This window comes from Xenorhabdus aichiensis, from assembly GCF_028598775.1.
Classification (GTDB): Bacteria; Pseudomonadota; Gammaproteobacteria; order Enterobacterales; family Enterobacteriaceae; genus Xenorhabdus; species Xenorhabdus bovienii.
The window spans coordinates 114,917-135,799 of the sequence record NZ_JAQRFO010000001.1 but is presented as its reverse complement, the minus strand read 5'-3'; the positions used below and the strand labels follow the sequence as shown (position 1 = coordinate 135,799).

Below are 20,883 nucleotides of genomic sequence, written 5' to 3'. Positions count from 1 at the left end.
AATCAATTACTATGTGTTGTCTATCTGAATGCCAATAGATTTTAATTGAATAGGTTTAGTCTTTGAAGAGTAATACCTTATCCGTAATGCAATAAATACCAAGATAATACAAAAAACTGGTACCGATAGAGTAAGTTCCTTAAAAATAAACCTGCTTATATTTATCCCTGAGACCTCCCAGGATAAAAACAATGCTACAGGACATGTCAAAAAACCTGAAATAAACCCAATAACAATCAGATGGTAAAGTTTTCTTTTGTTCGTTTTTTGAATAATAGGATCCAATTTTTTCTGATATTGCCAGTACTTCATGGTGAGGTACAATAATCCTGACAATGAACTGAGATGCTGTAGAATTTTATATATACTTATCCCCTGCCCGTTGGTAATGGAATGAAAAACGCGGGACTGTAGTAGAGGAATTAGCTCGACAAAAAAACCGTTATCGTGTGTGAATGCATCCCAGCCAATATGGGTTACAGCTCCTATAAATAACGACAACACAAAAACAACTCTGTCCTTATAGTCTGGTTTTTCATAACGAGCAAAGGATATTGGGAAAAGGACGGATAAAGGATATGACAATAGACGTACAATCAAAAATATCAATAGACATAAAGGAAACGCGGTATAAAACCATCCGAGTAAGTGATGCGCAGTCGTTGCAACATCATATAACCCAATAGAGTAAAAAAAATCAGGGGATAAACTACCAGTAATTAGAGCAGGCAAATTCAACAACCTCCCCCCCGAAAGATTCTTCAAAGGAAAAACGGCTGCTGGATGTGAAAATGTCCATGGCATTACGAAAAATCCTAAAAAAATGTTAAAGTCTGCGATAGGGAATATACCACAGATGAATAAGGATAGTTTCCTCCTCATTAAATGTACGAGCTCAAACCTGAGCTGATGACTGGATTTACTGAAATATGCGTAAAAGCGATCATTTTAGTGGAATTGTTGCCTTTGTGGCGACAGCACAATTAGGCAGTTTTACTGCTGCGGCTGAACGACTCGGGCTGACGAAATCTGCAGTTGGAAAAAGTGTAAATCGCCTTGAAGAACGGTTGGGGCTTAAGCTTTTTCAGCGTTCGACAAGAAGCTTGAGTTTAACCCCTGAAGGTGATGCTTTTCTGCAAAGTTGCCAAAATGCGATAGCGATTTTAGAACAAGCCGAAGCGGGGATAGCTTCTCATATCACTTCACCAATAGGTCGATTACGTATTGATCTCCCTGCTGCTTTTGGACGCCAACGCATTCTTCCTATCTTGTTAAATATCACTAAGGAATATCCTGAACTCACGTTATCAGTCTCTTTTAGTGAGCGGTTTGTTGATGTGATTGAGGACGGTATCGATTTAGTGATCCGTATTGGTGAGTTAGCAGATAGTAGTGGTTTGGTTGCTAGACGCCTCACGACTCAAAAATTAGTAATTTGCGCTGCTCCAGGCTATTTACAACGTCGAGGAATACCTACAAGTTCTGATGAACTAAATCAACATCATTGTATTGTCGGATTTCGGCGTCATCAGCCCTTCCATTGGTGTTTAAGAACAACGAATGGTAACAACAAAATTATCACGCCTCCACCTACTTACGAATTGGCGGATGGTGATGCAATGCTTGCTGCGGTGTTAGCGGGTTGCGGATTGGCACAATTGCCATTATGGATGGTGAATCGATACCTGAAAAGTGGCGAATTAAAAACAGTTTTACCTGAATATTCGGGGTTTGAAGTACCAATTAGCGCCCTTTGGCCCAAAAGTCGTCAACTGCTGCCGAAGATACGTTATGTTGTCGATATCCTTGTTGCAGCAGCAGAAAACGGTTTATTGGATGAGTAACAATGAATTGTTAAATAATCGTTTTATCTGAGGTTTGATTGGCTACCGTAGCGCGATTTTTTATGTAAATACTAAAGAAAGAAAGTATTAAAAACAGAATTCCCATCAGTACAATCGAATGTACTCCGTAGTGTGATATAACAAATCCACCAGCCATTGCGCCTAGGGTTATTCCTAAATTAGAAAAAGCGATATATAGGCTGTTGGCAAACTCAGGCGCTTCACTTGCTTCATGCATTAACCATGTTTGACTGACGATTAACCCCGATGAATGAAATATACCCAAAAATATAATTAATAGCACCATTACAAAAGGTGAAAAACCCAATAGCCACACTAAGCAATAGACCAAAATAAATAAAAATGTATAAGCATAAGTGGTTCTAACTGTGTTTTTTTGTAATAGACGGCTAAAGATAAAATTACCCATATAACCACTAGCACCAAATAAAATAAGAAAAATGGCAATCATATTATTACTGAGATGGGTTATTTTTGTAAGATAATCAGAAATATAGCTAAAACTAGAAAACATAGCTGAAAAAATCAAAGTAACAGTTGCAATGCTTAACCATAAATTTGGTTTTTTCAATACAATTACTTGTTCCAATATATTGATTTTTTGGCTAACAGGTAATGACGGAATAAAATAAACAACACCTATAAATGCAATTAAACATGTCAAAGAACCAAAATAAAAGGCCGCACTGAGTGAAACATATTCAGCAATAAAAGAACTTAAAGGCATTCCTAGTACCATCCCAAGTGCAACCCCGGAAAACACAGTCGCTACTGCATCAGCACTCTTCTCTTTAGGTACTGAATTTGCTGCTATAACCAGCGCTATTGCAAAAAATAGGGCATGAGTTAATGCAGGTAAGATCCGAAAAACCAGCATTATATTAAATATATTTGCCGTGGCATAAATAATATTAGATGCAATGAAGATAAATAGAATGCATAATAAAATATACTTTCTATTGTATTTTAATAAGAATAAAGTAATAACAGGCCCGGCAATAGCAACGATAATCGCATATACACTCACTAAATAACCGACTTGAGTGGGGGTTATATTTAACTGAATCTCTAATTGTGGAAGTAACCCTATAACAGAAACTTCCGTTGTAATAACTCCAAAAACGGCAATCGTTAAAGTCATTAATAAGAAAAATGATTTATTTGTCATGATCGTATCCGCACGATAGAAAAACTGTCGTGATTAATGAAATATTATCTACAATAAGATCCGTACTAATAAAGAATTAAAAATAATGTCTTATGCAGTAAGAGAGTTCGCAGATGATGACAAAATTGATTTCAAAAGAGAAGCCTACTTTTGTCTACTGTTTGTAGAAAAAAAGTTGTCAGTTAGCCCAGTTATCGTTCCGATGTTCGGGCTAACTTTCATTTGAATTGCTGTCAGTCTACAAACACGAGTACATTTCAACAATGTATCTCACTTTTTCCAGCGCTGTCCGCAGAAGTGTCAGTTCTATCGACCCGAGAGCCAGACGAATCGCATGAGGTACGTGCACAGACGTTGCAAATGATTCGGAGGTTGATACCGAAATTTGTTCCCGCATAAGCGCCATCGCAACTTGGTCTGCCCTAGCCTCCTCTGTCAAAGGAAGCCAGAGAAAGTAAGATGATGGATGACTCACATATCGCATTCCTGCGAATACTTCCTTTGCTATTAACTGACGCGTTTGTGCATCTTGTCGCTTTTCCTCCTCCAATCGGGAGATTGTACCGTCCGCAATCCATTCACAGGTGATGGCAGTCATTACAGTCGGTGTATTCCAGGTTGTCGCTCTGATTGCCCGTTCAAGTGCTGGGATCTTTTCTACCGGAGCCGCAATAAACCCAACACGTAGTCCGGTGGCTATACTTTTGGAAAAACCTGAAACATAGATTGTTATTTCAGGCGCCATCATCGCCAGTGGTGGGGGTGAATTTTTTGCGAGGAAAGCATAGGCTGCATCCTCAATGATGAATAGCCCATATTTGCGAGCAAGTTCAATCAGGTTCTTTCGCTGATGTTCACTCATCACCCAGCCTAATGGGTTATGTAATGTTGGCATCGTATACAAAGCACGGATACGACGCTGTTTGCACCGTTTCTCAAGAACCGCCAGATCAGGGCCTTCGCCAGCCGCAGGAATTGCCACCAGCTCAAGGTGATATGTTTCCGCTAGAATTTTAAACCCCGGATAGGTTAAGGCATCTACTGCGACTACATCTCCAGGTTTTAGCAAAGCCATGACGGTTGTGGCTAAACCATGTTGAGCACCACTGACGATCAGTACGTTGTCTGCATTTACATTTAATCCTCTCTCCTTGAGATGTTGTGCCACTATGACACGTTCATGCTGACGTCCCCCATGTGGCTGGTAGCGTAATAAAGCTTCCAGTTCACCGGAGGTTGCTAACTGACGAAGAGCACTTCTCAGCAGTTCTGTTTGAGACGAAAATGATGGGTAATTGAAGTTAAGGTCGACCATATCGGCTGCGGCATACTGTTCTATACCTAGATTTGGAGGCAGAGAAATTTCACGTACAAATGTTCCGCGCCCAGCTTCTCCACTCACTAACCCCATCGCTTCAAGTTCAGCATAAACCCGGGTAGCCGTCACTAATGACATACCAGCATCCGATGCTAATTGTCGGTGAGTTGGCAGCCGTGTACCTGGAGAGAGGTGGCCAGCACGTATATCAGCAGCGAATTTATCAACCAAGGTTTTGTATCGTAAGCGAGTCATATGAAAATGTATCCATGACAATAATTTGATTGTCATGATTTTGAGCCATATTATGCCTATTAGCAATAGATCAATAATTGGACAATTCGATTTCCCTAATAAAGTAAATACACCAATTTAGGAGTAATAACTGTGCAGCCAAAAATTAAAAATAATACAGCGAGTGGGTGGTTTAACGGTTTTATTGGTGTATTAATCTTCAGCGGTTCATTACCGGCAACAAAAGTAGCCGTCATGGATTTTGAGCCCGTTTTTCTGACTGTAGCCCGTGCTTCTATTGCTGGTTTATTAGCATTCGTTATGCTATTAGCCTTTAAAGAGAAACGCCCTATGCGTGGGCAACTTGTTTCTTTGGCGATCGTCGCTATGGGCGTCGTTGTTGGATTCCCGCTTCTTACTGCATTTAATGTCGACTCTATTGGAGCCCTCGGTTCGACTGGTAACTATGCTTATTTCACACTTGCTGAACGTTTGCGAGTCACACAGCTGGCGGTGCAACATGCCGGGAACACTCCGGTGATTATTGGAATCGGCGCTTTGCGTACACGGGATGTATTGGACTTAGCCGAAGGTGCACAGACAGCAGGAGCGAGCGCAGTGCTGTTAGCTCCGATATCGTACCAAAGGCTATCTGCTGATGAAGTATTTGGTCTATATGAAACCGTAACCCGCAACCTTTCCGTACCGCTGTGTGTATATGACAACCCAAATATGACACATTTCGAATTCAGCGACGAATTGCATGGTCGAATCGCTCATCTTCCAAACGTTTGCTCCATCTAGCTGTGGATGTTTTGACTCTTCTTTCTAACTCTTTTGATCAGAAAAAACCATGAGATAGTAATCCCCTGCTAGCTCATCTGCGTGTTTAGCTTTTTTGATAAAACCGTTGAATTCGTAGAAATTAACCGCTTTATGGTTTTTAACCAAACATTTTAGACTTAATTGGTGTGGGTATTTGGATTTGACGAAATCCAGTAGTTGAGTGCCTATGCCACACCGATGAGATTCGGTAGAAACATAAAGATGATGGATAAAATGATTCGGTGCCCAAACAGAGACAAAACCTAGAACCATACCGTTTTCTACAGCGATATAAATCATCTCACCTTCAGTATCTTTATCGAAATCGGTAAGTTGATAGTTATCCGTGTTCAGCCAAGTAAAAGTGGCTTTTCTCGATTCCAAGTAAAGAATTCTCAGTGCCTCAATATGTTCAGGGCAAAACACGGTTATTTCCATCAGTTATAGCACCTCAATTACCTCAAACTCGATAACAACAATTTCCATATCTGGAGAAAACGTTCCTTCTCGCTCAAAAAAACACTTATGCTCCATCCGCCAACGATGTAAACTTCTATCACCCTCGCCTTCCTTCCAAGCCAGTTCGGTTGTCATTGCTGAAAATTGGGTTAAATGAACAGCAGTTACTCTAACAACACAAACCGGAAGGTTTTTACCATTTAAGACAATATACTCATTGCCAATTTCGATCTCTTCATCAACCTGTTTATAAGCATGATATGAACAACTTGTTGCTGTTTTAGTGCCTTCGGCAACTAATGCTGAAAGTTTGTCATACATTTCAATTGAGTCACCAAATACCCAACTTTCAGCAGCAGGATATTTATTTTCAATTATTTCCATGAGTTCATGAATTTTCATATTATCTATTGAGCATTATGGGTTCGTGAATAACCCAATTTATTAACATGACAATACTGCTGTTAACCATCACTTCTAACCAAATCTATGATCTTCCCCCTTATTCTAAGTAGAGAAAAATATGAGCGGTAAAAAACACCGCTCAGTCAAGGAATTCATGACGCTTATTTCATTTATTCAATCTGGTACAGAATATCGCCAACCGCATTGAAAACGCGATCAAGATCGTCTGTTTTAGCATTGAACATCGGGCCAAATTGCAGAGTATCGCCACTAAACCGCACATAAAATCCAGCTTTCCATAATGCAATACCCGCCTCGAAAGGACGGACAGCTTCGTCTCCATCGCGTGGTGCAATTTGAATTGCGCCCACCAGCCCGCAGTTACGAATGTCAACGACATTCGGACAGTGGTTAAGCCCATGTAATGCTTGTTCGAAATACTGAGCTAATTCAGCAGATTGTTCGATCAGATTTTCTTTTTCCAACAATTCGAGTGTTGCCAAGCCAGCAGCACAGGCAACGGGATGGGCTGAATAGGTGTAACCGTGGCTAAATTCAATCATATGCTCAGGCAGCGGCTGTGCCATAAATGCATTATAGATCTCGCTGGATGCCACCACCCCGCCCAGAGGAATAGCACCGTTGGTAATTTGTTTGGCAAAATTGAGAATATCGGGTGTGACACCGAAATAATCAGCCCCTGTCCAACGTCCCAAACGCCCAAAACCTGTAATCACTTCGTCAAAGATCAATAAAATATCGTGCTGGGTACAGATTTCCCGCAAACGTTGTAAGTAGCCTTGTGGTGGAACAATGGCGCCGGCCGAGCCACAAACGGGTTCCACAATAACAGCGGCAATATTACTTGCATCATGTAACTCAATCAGTTTCAGAAGTTCATCAGCAAGTTCAGGGCCACCAGCAGTTGGCATTCCTTTAGTAAAGGCCATGCCGGGTTGCAAGGTATGTGACAAGTGATCCACATCCATAAACTGACCAAACATCTTACGATTACCACCAATACCACCGAGACTTGTACCGGCGATATTGACGCCATGATAGCCACGTGCACGTCCGATAAATTTAGTTTTGGTAGATTTTCCTTTAATGCGCCAGTAAGCACGTGCCATTTTTACTGCGGTATCAGCAGTTTCCGAACCAGAACCAGTAAAAAACACATGGTTTAAATCACCAGGCATAAGATTGGCAATCTTGTCTGCCAATTTGAATGACCAAGGGTGGCCATATTGGAAACCAGGGGAATAATCCAATGTTCCCAGTTGTTCAGAAACAGCCTGACGGATTTCGGTTCGTGAATGACCCGCTCCACAAGTCCATAATCCCGACAAACTGTCGTAAATTCGACGACCCTGATTATCGACCAGCCAGTTTCCATCTGCGGAGACAATTAAACGTGGATCTTGTTGAAAATGACGATTGGCACTGAGCGGCATCCAATGCGCATTCAGGTTCAGTGATTGAAAAGAATTGAGATCTGACATTTTTACACTCCTCATATTAAGTTGTAACAAAGAGTTTGCAATAGAACAACATTCAAGTTAAATCTCAATTATCGAATCATTAGTTATGAGTTTACTTACGTAAAGCCAAATGTTACTGAATAAGACCGTTAACCACCAACCAATGCGTATCCAGTTCACACAACACCACTAACCTATAAAAATGTTTTAACAAAACCAGAAGAAATGCAGTAAGATTGGCGCCAAATCGTGGGAATTGATCTGGATCATTAGCTTGTTATCGCTTTTTCGTCTATCACAACGCCGAATACCTGCCTTGATCGCCTCACTGGCGATTTTGATGTTGTTCGTTGGACCAGTGGTATCAAAAACCCTGGAGCATCGGCGTGACAGCATAAAAAGCGAAGCCCACCACAACATGCCAATGTCTGGCATGCAAAATAGCAATAATCATCATTACACATCACCGGCACATGGTCATGACATGCATCATGGCGCTTCCCATATCCATACGGGGTTGATGGATGATATTGCCTGTGGTTATTGTCAGCTTCTGATTAACCTGCCATTGTTGACGTGGGTGTTTGTTCCTTTTATCTGGCTGTCACTGACTATCTCCCGCACCCCACCAGTCCGGATTTTTTTGGGTTCTGCCATTCAGCTATTTTATGGCGAATCGCAACCGCGCGCCCCACCCCTTAATTAATCTATTTAATTGAAATAATTCATTTATTTTTCTTGCTATACGCTGTTTGTAAGGCAAGTCAATATTTTTTCAAGCAAATTTAAAAACAGAATTTGTTTTTAATTAAGGGATATTTTTTATGTCTACTACACAATTATTTCGTGTATCACCTCTGACAGCCGCTTTAGCTGTCATTCTCTTTATGCCTGCCAGTAGCTTGGCTGCAACAGGTGAAAATAACAACGACAAAGAGATAAAAGACACACAGACAGTTAATGATAGAGAATCTGTGATAATTGTGACCGCTCCGGCGATTTCACCACTCACTATAGTTACCTCACCCAAAACACCTCGTCAGCCTGTACCCGCTAGCGATGGCTCGGATTACTTGAAAACTATTCCCGGCTTTTCCCAAATTCGTAACGGTGGTACTAATGGTGACCCAGTATTTCGTGGCATGTTTGGCTCACGCCTGCGTATGTTGATTGATGATGGTGAAATATTGGGTTCTTGTCCGTCACGTATGGATGCCCCAAGCTCCTACATTTCACCTGAAAGTTATGATGTTCTGAGTCTGGTTAAAGGGCCTCAAACTGTACTTTGGGGTGCAGGAAACTCAGCAGGAACGGTTCGCTTTGAACGTACCCGTCCTCAGTTCGACAAACTGAGTGCTCAAGGTAATATCAGTACGGTAGTGGCTTCCAATGGGCGTTGGGATGGTAATGCTGACCTTAGTTTTGGTAATGAACTCGGCTATGTGCGTTTGAGCGGCAATAAATCACGCTCTAACGATTATAAAGATGGTGATGGTAATCGCGTACCTTCTCGCTGGGATAAATGGAATACCGACATCGCAATCGGCTGGACGCCGGATAATGATACTTTGCTGGAATTAACGGCTGGCCAGGGTGATGGTAAAGCACGTTACGCTGGACGTAGTATGGATGGCTCCAAGTTCAAACGAGAAAGTTTTGGTGTGCGTTTTGAAAAGTCCAACATCAGTGACGTGTTCGACAAATTTGAAACCAATTTTTATTACAATTACACCAACCATATTATGGACAACTATTCTCTGCGTACTCCTATCCCAATGAGTATGGGAGGACATGGCGGTCATGGTGGCGGAAAACATGGTGGACATGGGATGGGTGCCATGGAACTGGATCGCCGTACTATGGGCGGCCGTATGATGGGGACTTGGATTTGGGAAGATTTCAAGTTACAGAGCGGTGTAGATACTCAGTCCAATACCCATCGAAACAAATATGACACTGTTTGGGTGAAAGATGCTCGTTACCGTAATTATGGTATTTTCAGTGAGTTAACTTGGGACGCCACTGAACAGAGTAAAGTTATCGGTGGTGCTCGTCTGGATAGAGTACTCGTAGATAATTACATTAAGGCAGCAGAACGGACAGCGACTCTACCTTCTGGCTTCATTCGGCTCGAACATAATCTGACGGAAGTACCGTTGATGTTTTATGCTGGCGTGGGTTATACCGAACGTTTTCCTGATTACTGGGAACTGTTTGATTATTGGGAACTGATCTCGTCCAAACCAGAGAGTAAAGCCTTCAGAGATTTGAAAACCGAGAAAACCACTCAGTTGGATATCGGGGCGCAATATAACGGTCAATATTTTAGTGGTTGGGTATCTGCTTACGTAGGTAAGGTTAATGACTTTATCCTGTTCCGCTATTCCCCAACTGACAGAACAAAAAGTCAGGCGAATAATGTCGATGCCACTATTATGGGTGGAGAAATGGGCGCCAGCTATCAGTTGAGTGACCATTGGAAAACTGATGCAAGTCTGGCTTATTCTTGGGCGAAGAATACTTCCGATCATCGTCCATTGCCACAAACTCCACCATTAGAAGCGCGATTTGGACTGACTTGGGAATATGGCGACTGGACAAGTGGTGGTTTGCTTCGTGTCGTTAGCAGTCAAAACCGAGTGTCAATCAATGAAGGTAACGTTGTCGGTAAGGATTTTGATCGCAGTGCTGGATTTGCTATCCTGTCTGCAAACACCGCCTATAAAGTGACTAAAAATGTTCAGGTTAGCGCCGGTATTGACAACATTTTTGACAGAACTTACAGCGAGCACCTTAACTTAGCCGGAAGTAACAGTTTTGGTTATTCAGGCAATACGCCAGTAAACGAGCCGGGCCGTACTTATTGGGCTAGAGTGAACGTTAAATTCTAAACCTACTTTTCGCCCTGACTAATGTGTCAGGGCGAATTTTCCGTCTTTATTAAGTGTCTTTCATTAAAGATATGTTTTATTGAATCTATTTTTATATCTTTAAAATAAGATACTTTTTCCTCTCTTTATTTCTCGAAAACATTTCAAGTAGCAGATTCATTGGTGAGCAGCCAATGGCGTAACAGTATGGCAATTTGTTCCTGTTGTTCTTCCGTCAATGGCTGGAGAATAGCTCTTTCGTTCTCCAAATGGCTCTCGACAACATTGTCTATAAGTGTTTTTCCTTCAGGAGTCAGAAAGACTTTGCAGCTACGTCGGTCTTCTTCATTGGCGATACGCTCAATTAACCCTCGCTGTACCATATGCTCAATGCGGGTACTCATTGCACCGGAAGTCAGCATAACTGACTGATACATTTCGGTTGGTGTAATTGGTGTGTTATAACGGCGAAGTGTAGCGAGAATATCAAACTCAATGGCACTCAGTCCATGTGCTTTAAAGACATGTTGCAGACGTTGCTCAATGATTTTGTTTACACGGACTAACCTTCCAATCACACCCATCGGGGAAGGATCGAGGTCTGGACGCTGCTGTTCCCACTGTATTAGCAAACGGTCAACGTGATCGTACTTCATTCTTTTTTCCTATTCATTTATTTCAACAAAAAGATACTTGATAAAAATCGTTTAGGCTATTATTTTAATTTATCTTTAAATAAAGATACTTTATATTGAGTTAAAATCCTCAGCAAAGGAAATCATTATGCAGGAAACGAGAATACTCAGTAATATTTTGCTTACCGCATTAGCGCCCATCGTATGGGGCAGCACCTATATTGTCGCCACTGAAATATTGCCGCCCAACATGCCTTTGCTGGCATCTACCGTCAGGGCTTTGCCTGCTGGCATATTATTATTGTTAATTTGCCGCACAGTACCAAAAGGAGTGTGGTGGCTACGTCTCACCGTGCTGGGGCTACTTAACATTGGTGCTTTTTTCTATTTCCTTTTCGTTGCAGCGGGGTATCTTCCCGGAGGTACGGCGTCGCTAATCATGTCTTGTCAGCCCGTGATTGTTATATTCTTAAGTGCTTATTTGTTAAGAACATCGCTGACAAGAAAACATTTTTTTTCGGCGATGCTGGGTATTACTGGGATTGCATTACTAGTGATGAACTCAGCTACCAGCCTGAACTGGCAAGGAGTTATCGCAGGGTTTGCTGGTTGTAGCTGCATGGCATTGGGGGTTGTTCTGACCAAGTATTGGAACCGCCCTGCCAATCTATCATTACTGAGTTTTACGGGCTGGCAGTTAACACTGGGTGGATTGATGTTACTGCCAATCGCACTTTACACAGAAGGTATGCCACAACAGCTCACGCCAACTAATATACTCGGTTATGGTTATTTGTGTCTGATTGGTTCTGTTTTCTCATTCATCATTTGGTTTCGTGGCATTGAAAAACTTCCCGTTGTAAGTATCTCATTCTTGGGATTTCTGAGTGCGGTATCAGCCTGTGTTCTGGGGTTTGTTTTTCTGAAACAAACATTTTCCTTGCTACAATTTTTCGGAGCCTGCACCATCATTGTTTCTGTCTGGCTTTCCATTCCTCGGAATCAGACACAAAAATCCAATAACTCTACAATCTAATAAAATAGTAAAAAGGATGAAAGAAACATCAATGAAACTTACTCTTATCTCTGGCAGTCAACGTCCAGATTCCCGTAGTCAACGTGTTGCATTGTACTTGCAAGAATTAAGTCGTGAATATGGATTTACTGATATACATCTCCTTGAACTGTCTAATGTAGAACTTCCATTTCACGATGGTTACACAACGGACATATCAGCAGAATCGCACCCTTGGCAGGCTCTCGCTCCGAATCTGAGAGAGAGTGACGCATTTATTTTTATTACTCCAGAATGGCACGGTATGGCAACGCCGGCACTGAAAAATTTCCTGTTGTATTGCTCAGTGACAGAATTGGGTCATAAACCTGCGCTATTGGCCAGTGTCTCCGCCAGCATGAACGGTGTTTATCCTCTTAGTGAATTACGCATGACAGGTTTTAAGAACAATCACGTTTGTTTTCTGCCTGATCATTTAATTTTCCGCCAAAGTGAAGGTTTGATTTCAACAGATTTGGCTTGTAGTAATGTTGAATTTGAAGCACGTGCGAAATACACGCTGAAACTATTGAAGGCTTATGCTGAAGCCTTGAAGCAAGTACGCGAAGTTGTTGGAGAAGAAAGCAAAAATTACCCTTATGGCATGTAAAACAGATAGAAACAACAATCTGCACTGATGGACAAGCCTCGGCTCAACCCTCTGAGCCGAGAATAAGACTGAATTGAAAGATTGCTCGATTAATCCACTTTATATTTATCCCATTCAAATTCACGGGCATGAGGCACAAAAAAGCCAAGAGTAGTCACTCCAATACCTGCCAACCCTTTTACTAACGCATTCTGTTTTTCATCGGATTTAACATCTTCAAAATGTGTAGGTGACGTATATAGGATTTCTTCTGGTTGATATAAGAAGCTTAATTCGTAATCGAATGTTCCACCCCAACTGGAAGCAGTGTAATAAAGGACAGGAGTATCAATCTCTTGAGATAAAGCAACCAAAAATTCGCGAAATGATTTTTTAATTTCTGGTGCTTCTGGAACAACCCGCCATTCTGTTTCCGTTAAAAACGAAGCTTTTGATTCAAGAACAGTCAGTTCATCGTAATTTAAAAACGCTTGCCGATATTGGTTAAAATTTCTTTTACCACATACTGGACGAATAACGATTAGGCCTCCAGACGGTAAATTGTGCTGATGATTTGGAGCATACCAAGCATAATCATTGAGATGAGGAATTAAATAAGCAAATTGCCGTAACTGGGCATCCGCTTTGATGTATTTTAGAGTTTTTGATGTTGCTGACATCAAAAGTTCATCCGTATACCATGACATTTGTCTCTCTTCCTTCATGTTTTTGATGCCGAAAAACATGATGACTGTATAAAAACATAGTGTATCGTATTTTTGGCATTTTTGTTCAAAAATCAGACCCAATTGGATTTAAAAATAGCCATAAATATCAAAAAGCCAGCATTTAAATAGATGCTGGCTTTTGCTACCCCTTAACATTCCTCTTACTGAGTTATTTCGGGTTTGCTTATTTTTGATGTAATTTTTTCAACAAATAAAATGCAATAAAAGTGGCTACTACATTGTAGAGCATACTGCTGACGAAGGCATTTCGGTATGTGATAAAAGAGAGCGCATCCGTATTATTCAATTGCCATTGAACTAATACGCTGACGATTGCGACTCCCAAAGCTGCACCGATTTGCTGCAAAGTAGCAATGATACCTGCGGCCATACCAGCAAATCGCACATGAATAAAAGCCAAAACGATATTGAGTAAAGGTGTCATCACAAAACCCTGACCATACCCCAGAAGTATCAGGATTGGCACGATCAGTAATAAATTGGTTGCAACGGGGAGCGTAGCAACCGCAACAATCAGCGCAATAAAAGAAACAGAATAAAGTAAAGCGCCCATAACGATAGCTTGACTACCAAAACGCTTAACCCAGTAAAACGCATTTAATGAAGATAAAACAAACCCTACGCTTGCTGGAGCAAAGATGAGTCCGGAATCAAGTGGAGTAAAACCGAGTCCGTTTTGTAAAAATAACGCAAAAACAAGAAAAAATGAGCTAGCAGTGGAATACACAAACAAGACCAATAAACATCCTAAACTAATGCGGCTGAACGGAGGCATTTATATCTATTGGCTCATATGCGTGAACCTGTCGAAACTGGGCAAACGTGGTGCGTTGTTTCCCCTCTAATCAAACGGATTATGAATGATTTATCTCCCCACTTAACTTATGTGTTGAATTTACACTGGGATGTTTTGGCCTTTAATCAGCCAGCAGATGAATATTTTCATTTCAGTCAGGTTAAAGGCGAACAACGTAACCTTTTATGGTTATTGTTCACTAATGATTATTATCGTGAATTATTGTGCCATTGGAATCAGGATGCTTATCGGTTGTTAGCCAGTTTCAGACGTGATTATGCCCTTGCAGCTGAAGACGGCTATATTCAAAATCTCGTTAATAAACTACTTAAAACATCACCCGATTTTTATGATATGTGGAATAAGCATGAAATTTATGAACCCTGTAATGGAGTGCGGCAACTGAATGTAAATGGGGAAAACATTTCTTTTGAATATACGTCAATGGTTATTGATTTAGAAAAGCATCTGTGTTTAATTGTTTATGCAGAAATCTGAGGGGGACTCCCCCTCACCTAGAAAAAAATAGCATCCATAGTGATATGTAAGGTACAGAATTACCGAATATTCTGAACGGTACCATAAAATAAATTTTTTAAAATTATTTCTATAAATAATAATAAAATTAACTTTTATTTAAACTCCATTTTGTTTTTTTAAAACAAATATCGTAAAAGGAGAAATAGTAAATTGTGGGATGGTTAGAGTTGATTGTTGGTAAAGGGAAAATCCCATTTCTTCTGAAAGAGTCATTAATTTTCCAAAAGACCAAAATGTATCATTAAAAATAAACTGTTCCCCATATTTTGTTCGCATGCTGATAGGTAGTGCCTCTCCATCATGGTAAATTTTACCCTCTTCTCCTGTTTTGAATGTCCCGAAATCTACTCCCATCGCATTCAAGTTAAAATTAAGAACGATATAGTAACCATGTTCAATAAGAGCATCATTGACTTGGCGTAACAGTAATTTAATTGAATATTCGGTATTTAGAGTACAAAGCAAAAAAGAACTTATGACAGCATCGAACTTACTATTATTATTAATATAATTAGGTAGTTCGCTTGCGTAAATAAACGTAGCCCCGCTATTTTTATGCTTTTCTCTTGCATTTTCTAAAGCGTGTTCTGAAATATCAGCGCCAACCACCTGGGAAGAGATAGATGTAAGAAAAGGAATTAATTCGCCTGAACCACAACCGAGATCTAATACTTTGTTTATTGAATTATGTTGTTTAATGAAATTAGAAATAGCAGTAAATCCATATTGCTCCTCAAGGATATTATCGTACTGTGAAAATAATTTAAATATGTCTTTTTCTTTCCACTGACTCATAAATTCACCCCAAGTATTATTAATAAGATACGCAATTATCACACTTACTACTATAAATAAAATTCTAAAGTATGACTATGTTATTTTTGTAACGAAACTGTTATAAAAAAGTTAATCACTTTCTTGCATTTCGGATCTAATTATTATGCTATAGCGAGTGCGGACGAAGGATAGATATTGCTGGGGATGGCCAGCGGCATCTTAGTCAAAATGATCCTTACAGAGTGCAAGAGAAATTGGCACCGTCTGCTCTATAAATTTATCTCACCTTTCTTATAAAGACTTTCTGGGGAGCGGTATGAAAGACAGCTAACTGAAAGTCATTACTTTTCGAAAAATGGACTCAATTTTATGAAAAAAAACAATCCGGCACGGCCGATTTTTTTAGGGATGACATTGTTATTTGGGCTATTACCTACTGGTTCGTTAATTGCTGCCACTGAATATCACGAACAGGGTAAAAAAGGTATACCTGATAGTTGGTTGTCAGATGAATTTAAGAATCAATGGGGGTTGGCCTCTATCGGTGCCCATTATGCCTATGCCAGAGGTTATACGGGTAAGGGCATTAATGTCGGTGTATTAGATGAGGCGGTTACCAACCATCCTGAATTTGCTGACAAACTAAAGATAATCGCTCCATCCGACATTTGGAACTATAGTTATGACCCCTACAGCGATCTGATCAGCTTTGGCGCCCATGGCAATCATGTGTCAGGAACCATTGCGGCGAACAGAGATGGCAAAGAAATGCACGGAGTAGCATTTGATGCTGGTTTAGTCACCGCAAAGTTTCTGCAAAATGATTACAACCGCACAGAAGCTATGATTCAAAGCGATGCTCGCATCATTAATAACAGTTGGGGAGTTCGTCCGCGTTATTATGTTGGTAGCGACGGTAGACCGATTAGGCGGCCGGATGGGACTGTCGATTACGTGCAAGTGACACTGGAACAGCTAATTAATTATGTCTCGCCAATTAAAGAAAGACTAAACGAGTTAAGCCGTTCCCCGCTCCCTGTGGTAGGGGATCCGTTAGCCAGTGATGCCGGCATGTTACGTGCTGCTCGCCAAGGAAAACTAATGGTTTTCGCTGCGGGTAACGCGAATAATTATAACGTGACTTGGTTACACGCAGGGATGCCTTATTTCTTCCCGGACGCACTGAAAAACTATCTTAGTATCACCAATCTAAAAGAAAACGATGTGATTGCACCATCGTCAACTAGCTGTGGATATACCGCCAGTTGGTGCTTGGCTGCACCAGGCACCAAGGTTTACAGTAGCACTGGCGATTTTGTCTCGAAAAATGGTGGCGAAATTAACGAGGACGCTTTAAAGAAAGGCGAGCTGGAGATTGATCCCACCTATGATTCTTACACAGGTACGTCAATGGCTGCGCCGCATGTGGCAGGAGCCGCTGCAGTTCTGATGCAACGTTTCCCTTATATGACTGCGGCGCAAATTGCCGATGTTATCAAAACCACCGCGACTGATTTAGGAACGCCGGGTCTTGATGACTTATATGGTTGGGGAAAACTGAACCTGAAAGATGCCATTAATGGCCCCAAAATGTTTATTACTAAGCAGGATATTCCTGCTAAATATTACATTGAGGGGTCGTATACTGAAACACAGTTTATCGCCAAGATTGACGGCATCGGCAGTCTGGTTGAGCCAGGCACCACCGTACAACGAGTGTGTAACAGTATTGAGTGCGCCTACGACTATTGGAGCAATGATATCAGTGGTCATGGTGGCCTGACTAAAACTGGCAGTGGTGCGCTCCTACTTACCGGAGCCAGTACTTATTCTGGTCCAACCTGGGTGAATCAAGGGCTGTTATTGGTGAACGGTTCGATAACCTCTGACGTGACAGTACAAAGCGATGCAACCTTGAGCGGAAAAGGCACGATTGGCTCACTCACTGCTTACAACGGCGCTAACATCGCACCGGGTAATACTGACGCTGCTCTGAATGTTGATCGCGAAGTCATTTTTAAAACAGGCTCTCGCTATCAGGTGACATTAACGCCGGATGGTAAGAGTGATCGTATCTTGAGTAATGGTATGGCAGGGCTGGAAGGGGGTGAAGTGCAAATGACTTTGGAAAACCGGGGTAACTTGCTGTCGCAGCAAAAGGTACGCAGTCTGCTTGGTCAGCAATACAATATCTTGCAAGCGAGCAATGGTATCTATGGTCAGTTTGACACCGTATCACAGGGGCATCTGTTCCTTGATATCCCGCTCAACTATCAATTTGATCGAGCGTTGCTGGATATAAAACGCAACACAACCGAGTTTGCCAGTCTGGCCACAACGGCTAATGGGCGTTCAGTTGCCAAAGCGGCTGATATGCTGAATTCAGACCATCCAGTTCATGAAAGTATTCTGATGGTAAATTCAGCCGAACAGGCTAGTCAGGCATTCAGCCAACTTTCAGGACAGGTTCATGCTGATATTGCTGCTGCACAGATCAATAGCAGCCGCTATCTGCGCGATACACTGAATACCCGTTTGCGTCAGGCTAATGGCGGAACCACTTCTCAGGAAATCAAAGCGGATACAGATGGTGCTTGGGTACAGATAATGGGTAACTGGCAGCGTGCCAGCGGCAACAATGAAGTCAGCGGTTATCGGATGTCCAACTACGGCGTATTGTTGGGTGTAGATAAAGACTTGTCCAGCGACTGGCGGCTTGGCGTGGCTACCGGCTACACTCGCTCTTCTCTGCATGGGGGCGATAGCGCATCAGCACGCAGTGATAACTATCACTTGGCTTTATACGGCAGCAAACAGATTGATGCTCTGGCATTACGTGCTGGTGTGGCCTACAGTTGGCATCGTTTTGACACCGAGCGCTCAGTCGCTTTTGGTGATCAGTCCGATGAGCTGAAGGCTAAATACGGTGCACGTACTGGACAATTATTTACCGAAGCGGGTTACGGTATCAAAACCTCTTGGCTGAATTTGGAGCCATTTGCCAACTTAGCTCACGTTAACTTCCACAACAATAGCATTAATGAACAAGGCGGAGCCGCTGCACTGCACGGCGACAAAAAATCACAGAATGCTACCTTCTCTACACTGGGTTTGCGTGCCGACCAAAAATGGAAAATCGAACGCGAATCCCAAAGAGAATTGCATGTGGGTGTATATGGTGAACTGGGCTGGCAACATCGGTTTGGTAACATCAATCGTGGCACTAAGTTAGGTTTCAGTAATAGTAATACGATGTTTACCGTCAACAGTGTTTCAGCGGGGCGTGATGCAGCAGTGATTAAAGCAGGTACTGAATTAGATATCGGCAAAAATACCACACTGGCACTGGGATATAATGGCGTTTTATCAGGCAGCCATAAAGATAACGGCGTGTTCCTGAATGCTAATTGGCGATTCTGATCGGTAAAAATTGCCTACGTATATTCTCAATAAAAAAACTCACTGCCAGCTTGCCAGCAGTGAGTTTTTTTTCATCCCTGAGTACATTCATCCCTGTTCTCCTTCTCTTACTTTAAACATAAAAGCAGCGTGATGTGTGATGCGATAATTTCAGAGATTTCTTTAAGATGTTTTGTCTCCGAACTTTTTGGCCATAGTACCTTTCGTAAATTCAACCAATCAATTAGATTTTTGTGTGTGCATTTGACAATGTTTTGCATTTTTACTTAACTTTATATGTTCCTAACAATAAAAATCATTTCTTCTGTTAACTCGTGATATCCATCCCCTGCCCAGCTATCTAACACAGTGGTAGCCACCAGATTTATTTCACCAAGGCTAGAAATTTTATCCCTATTCTCATAAAAGGAGGCCAGAATATGCCGCCACGTTTTATTCTGCCTGTATTGGCACTCGTTGTATTTTTCATTGGTACGACGGAATTTATGTTGTCTCCCATGCTCAAACCATTGACCAGTGCATTTAGAACGACGCTTGATAATGTTGCTTGGCTTGTATCCGGTTATGCTCTTTCCTATGCTCTTGCAGCCCCTTTTTTCGGCTGGCTTTCTGATCGGGTAAATCGACGCAGATTGTTACTGACATCCCTGTTGTTTCTTATGTTTGATGGGTTGGCGTTAACATTTGCCCCAAATTTGAGTACTGCTGTTGGATTGCGTATTTTTGGTGGCATAGCTTCAGCGGCATTAATCCCAACAACGTTTGCTTTGATTGCAGAATTTTTTCCACGCCAAAAGCAAGCGTCAGCCATGGGTCTGGTTATGCTTGGCATGACAGCGGGTATTGCTGGTGGCCCAATATTTGCGGGGGTTTTAACAGAATTATTTGATTGGCGGGCGCCATTTTTGGTCAATGCTGCTGGGTGTTTGCTGGTTTTTGTCTTAGGTAGGAAATGTATTCCAATTCAAGCGCCTGTTGAGAGAACAAAACACCAGGTGGTTACATTTAAATCAATGTTTCAGTGGGTGTGCCAGAAAAATCTAATGATTCCTCTTATCGCAAAAGGATTTTGGAATGGTACGGCGGTGTCTGCTTTGATATTGGCTGGAGAGGTGTTACGACAACACTATGAGCTAAGAACAGGAACGATTGGTATCTCAATTTCTACATTCGGAATCGGTCTTGGTTTGGGTAATTTGTCCGTCGGAATAGTGAAACGTCTGGGATTAAGGGATGAACTCATATTGTTACTGGCGATCGTGTTACTTTCTTCAGCGACGACTGCGTTTATGCTGATGCCTTTATCTCTGCCCTTTAGTTTGAGCTGTTTGATTGTATGGGGAAGCGCCCTTGGTCTTGCTGCACCGATCAGTACCGTTATTCTGGCAAATCGGGCGAAACAGCATAAAGGTCAGATACTGGCAGTTTCAGAAAGCTTGAACAATCTGGTGATTTTGCTTTTGATCCCGATTGCTACAATGCTGATGACTCATCATGGCATTACAGTGACCATGCTAATGTTAGGATTCAGTTTAATAATAAGTATCGTGCTGACAATAAGAGACTTTTTTGGTGACACTGTCACGCAATAAGAATTGGGAAGTATGATGATAAAGGGTAATCCCCCCCTTCACCTTGCCAAAGTATAAGTAAAAGAGAAGTTATTCGTTTTTTAAGAGAAAGGATAAAAATTTACAT

The 20,883-nt window shown here is 41.6% G+C and carries 18 protein-coding genes and 1 pseudogene; 9 read left to right on the top strand and 10 right to left on the bottom strand.

Going from position 1 to position 20,883, the window contains the following annotated elements; translation table 11 throughout:
- Window positions 1-9: 9 nt before the first annotated feature.
- Complete coding sequence (locus tag PSI22_RS00670; RefSeq protein WP_273577846.1) at window positions 10-804, bottom strand: DUF4184 family protein; 795 nt, start codon at window positions 802-804, stop codon at window positions 10-12.
- 125 nt (window positions 805-929) lie between these two features.
- Between PSI22_RS00670 and PSI22_RS00665 the strand changes: the two genes are divergently transcribed.
- On the top strand, window positions 930-1,844 hold the full coding sequence (locus PSI22_RS00665) for a LysR family transcriptional regulator (protein ID WP_273577845.1): 915 nt from the start codon (window positions 930-932) through the stop codon (window positions 1,842-1,844).
- Between the two features lie 10 nt (window positions 1,845-1,854).
- Here PSI22_RS00665 and PSI22_RS00660 read toward each other — a convergent pair whose 3' ends face one another.
- Both PSI22_RS00660 and PSI22_RS00655 read right to left on the bottom strand, forming a co-directional pair.
- Window positions 1,855-3,033 (bottom strand): MFS transporter, encoded by a 1,179-nt coding sequence (locus PSI22_RS00660; protein ID WP_273577844.1) that lies wholly within the window; start codon window positions 3,031-3,033, stop codon window positions 1,855-1,857.
- A 238-nt stretch (window positions 3,034-3,271) separates the two neighbouring features.
- Window positions 3,272-4,606, bottom strand: a complete 1,335-nt coding sequence (locus PSI22_RS00655; protein WP_273577843.1) for an aminotransferase-like domain-containing protein — start codon at window positions 4,604-4,606, stop codon at window positions 3,272-3,274.
- 366 nt (window positions 4,607-4,972) lie between these two features.
- Here PSI22_RS00655 and PSI22_RS00650 point away from each other — a divergent pair.
- A pseudogene (locus tag PSI22_RS00650) lies at window positions 4,973-5,386 on the top strand (dihydrodipicolinate synthase family protein); the annotation flags it as partial.
- Between the two features lie 27 nt (window positions 5,387-5,413).
- Here the strand turns inward: PSI22_RS00650 and PSI22_RS00645 are convergent.
- The 3 genes from PSI22_RS00645 to aptA form a co-directional block, all read right to left on the bottom strand.
- Window positions 5,414-5,848 (bottom strand): GNAT family N-acetyltransferase, encoded by a 435-nt coding sequence (locus tag PSI22_RS00645; RefSeq protein ID WP_273577842.1) that lies wholly within the window; start codon window positions 5,846-5,848, stop codon window positions 5,414-5,416.
- A gap of 3 nt (window positions 5,849-5,851) precedes the next feature.
- Complete coding sequence (locus PSI22_RS00640; protein WP_273577841.1) at window positions 5,852-6,271, bottom strand: ASCH domain-containing protein; 420 nt, start codon at window positions 6,269-6,271, stop codon at window positions 5,852-5,854.
- Window positions 6,272-6,444: 173 nt separating this feature from the next.
- On the bottom strand, window positions 6,445-7,776 hold the full coding sequence (gene aptA, locus PSI22_RS00635; protein WP_273577840.1) for an omega-aminotransferase AptA: 1,332 nt from the start codon (window positions 7,774-7,776) through the stop codon (window positions 6,445-6,447).
- 253 nt (window positions 7,777-8,029) lie between these two features.
- Here aptA and PSI22_RS00630 point away from each other — a divergent pair, with 253 nt between their 5' ends.
- Together PSI22_RS00630 and PSI22_RS00625 are read left to right on the top strand one after the other, a co-directional pair.
- Window positions 8,030-8,461 carry a DUF2946 domain-containing protein gene (locus PSI22_RS00630; RefSeq protein ID WP_273577839.1) on the top strand — a complete coding sequence of 144 codons (432 nt, stop codon included), beginning with the start codon at window positions 8,030-8,032 and terminating at the stop codon, window positions 8,459-8,461.
- Window positions 8,462-8,579: 118 nt separating this feature from the next.
- Window positions 8,580-10,646 carry a TonB-dependent copper receptor gene (locus tag PSI22_RS00625; protein WP_273577838.1) on the top strand — a complete coding sequence of 689 codons (2,067 nt, stop codon included), beginning with the start codon at window positions 8,580-8,582 and terminating at the stop codon, window positions 10,644-10,646.
- Between the two features lie 143 nt (window positions 10,647-10,789).
- Here the strand turns inward: PSI22_RS00625 and PSI22_RS00620 are convergent, their stop codons facing one another.
- Entirely contained in the window at window positions 10,790-11,281 is a 492-nt protein-coding gene (locus PSI22_RS00620) for a MarR family winged helix-turn-helix transcriptional regulator (RefSeq protein WP_273577837.1), read from the bottom strand.
- 127 nt (window positions 11,282-11,408) lie between these two features.
- Between PSI22_RS00620 and PSI22_RS00615 the strand changes: the two genes are divergently transcribed.
- A complete protein-coding gene (locus PSI22_RS00615; protein ID WP_273577836.1) occupies window positions 11,409-12,296 on the top strand; it encodes an EamA family transporter in 888 nt (295 codons plus the stop codon).
- Window positions 12,297-12,327: 31 nt separating this feature from the next.
- Window positions 12,328-12,924, top strand: coding sequence for an NADPH-dependent FMN reductase (locus tag PSI22_RS00610; RefSeq protein ID WP_273577835.1), 597 nt, complete (start codon window positions 12,328-12,330; stop codon window positions 12,922-12,924).
- A gap of 89 nt (window positions 12,925-13,013) precedes the next feature.
- Here PSI22_RS00610 and PSI22_RS00605 read toward each other — a convergent pair whose 3' ends face one another.
- A complete protein-coding gene (locus PSI22_RS00605) occupies window positions 13,014-13,610 on the bottom strand; it encodes a hypothetical protein (RefSeq protein ID WP_273577834.1) in 597 nt (198 codons plus the stop codon).
- A gap of 205 nt (window positions 13,611-13,815) precedes the next feature.
- The gene (locus PSI22_RS00600) at window positions 13,816-14,391 is read right to left on the bottom strand and encodes an MFS transporter (RefSeq protein ID WP_273577833.1); all 576 of its coding nucleotides are present in this window, start codon (window positions 14,389-14,391) and stop codon (window positions 13,816-13,818) included.
- Window positions 14,392-14,445: 54 nt separating this feature from the next.
- Between PSI22_RS00600 and PSI22_RS00595 the strand changes: the two genes are divergently transcribed.
- Window positions 14,446-14,946, top strand: coding sequence for an MmyB family transcriptional regulator (locus tag PSI22_RS00595; RefSeq protein ID WP_273578004.1), 501 nt, complete (start codon window positions 14,446-14,448; stop codon window positions 14,944-14,946).
- Window positions 14,947-15,084: 138 nt separating this feature from the next.
- On the opposite strand, the gene PSI22_RS00590 is transcribed toward PSI22_RS00595, so the two are convergent.
- Window positions 15,085-15,783: a class I SAM-dependent methyltransferase gene (locus PSI22_RS00590; protein ID WP_273577832.1), complete on the bottom strand. Its 699-nt coding sequence runs from the start codon at window positions 15,781-15,783 to the stop codon at window positions 15,085-15,087.
- Window positions 15,784-16,134: 351 nt separating this feature from the next.
- On the opposite strand from PSI22_RS00590, the gene PSI22_RS00585 reads away from it, so the two are divergent.
- Both PSI22_RS00585 and PSI22_RS00580 read left to right on the top strand, forming a co-directional pair.
- On the top strand, window positions 16,135-19,185 hold the full coding sequence (locus PSI22_RS00585; RefSeq protein WP_273577831.1) for an autotransporter domain-containing protein: 3,051 nt from the start codon (window positions 16,135-16,137) through the stop codon (window positions 19,183-19,185).
- A 419-nt stretch (window positions 19,186-19,604) separates the two neighbouring features.
- Window positions 19,605-20,777, top strand: a complete 1,173-nt coding sequence (locus tag PSI22_RS00580; protein ID WP_273577830.1) for an MFS transporter — start codon at window positions 19,605-19,607, stop codon at window positions 20,775-20,777.
- Window positions 20,778-20,883: the final 106 nt, after the last annotated feature.

Coding starts and splice junctions, on each gene's coding strand:
- PSI22_RS00670 (WP_273577846.1), bottom strand. CDS start 804: ATGCCATGGACATTTTCACATCCAGCAGCCGTTTTTCCTTTGAAGAAT.
- PSI22_RS00665 (WP_273577845.1), top strand. CDS start 930: ATGCGTAAAAGCGATCATTTTAGTGGAATTGTTGCCTTTGTGGCGACA.
- PSI22_RS00660 (WP_273577844.1), bottom strand. CDS start 3,033: ATGACAAATAAATCATTTTTCTTATTAATGACTTTAACGATTGCCGTT.
- PSI22_RS00655 (WP_273577843.1), bottom strand. CDS start 4,606: ATGACTCGCTTACGATACAAAACCTTGGTTGATAAATTCGCTGCTGAT.
- PSI22_RS00645 (WP_273577842.1), bottom strand. CDS start 5,848: ATGGAAATAACCGTGTTTTGCCCTGAACATATTGAGGCACTGAGAATT.
- PSI22_RS00640 (WP_273577841.1), bottom strand. CDS start 6,271: ATGAAAATTCATGAACTCATGGAAATAATTGAAAATAAATATCCTGCT.
- aptA (WP_273577840.1), bottom strand. CDS start 7,776: ATGTCAGATCTCAATTCTTTTCAATCACTGAACCTGAATGCGCATTGG.
- PSI22_RS00625 (WP_273577838.1), top strand. CDS start 8,580: ATGTCTACTACACAATTATTTCGTGTATCACCTCTGACAGCCGCTTTA.
- PSI22_RS00620 (WP_273577837.1), bottom strand. CDS start 11,281: ATGAAGTACGATCACGTTGACCGTTTGCTAATACAGTGGGAACAGCAG.
- PSI22_RS00615 (WP_273577836.1), top strand. CDS start 11,409: ATGCAGGAAACGAGAATACTCAGTAATATTTTGCTTACCGCATTAGCG.
- PSI22_RS00610 (WP_273577835.1), top strand. CDS start 12,328: ATGAAACTTACTCTTATCTCTGGCAGTCAACGTCCAGATTCCCGTAGT.
- PSI22_RS00605 (WP_273577834.1), bottom strand. CDS start 13,610: ATGTCATGGTATACGGATGAACTTTTGATGTCAGCAACATCAAAAACT.
- PSI22_RS00595 (WP_273578004.1), top strand. CDS start 14,446: ATGCGTGAACCTGTCGAAACTGGGCAAACGTGGTGCGTTGTTTCCCCT.
- PSI22_RS00590 (WP_273577832.1), bottom strand. CDS start 15,783: ATGAGTCAGTGGAAAGAAAAAGACATATTTAAATTATTTTCACAGTAC.
- PSI22_RS00585 (WP_273577831.1), top strand. CDS start 16,135: ATGAAAAAAAACAATCCGGCACGGCCGATTTTTTTAGGGATGACATTG.
- PSI22_RS00580 (WP_273577830.1), top strand. CDS start 19,605: ATGCCGCCACGTTTTATTCTGCCTGTATTGGCACTCGTTGTATTTTTC.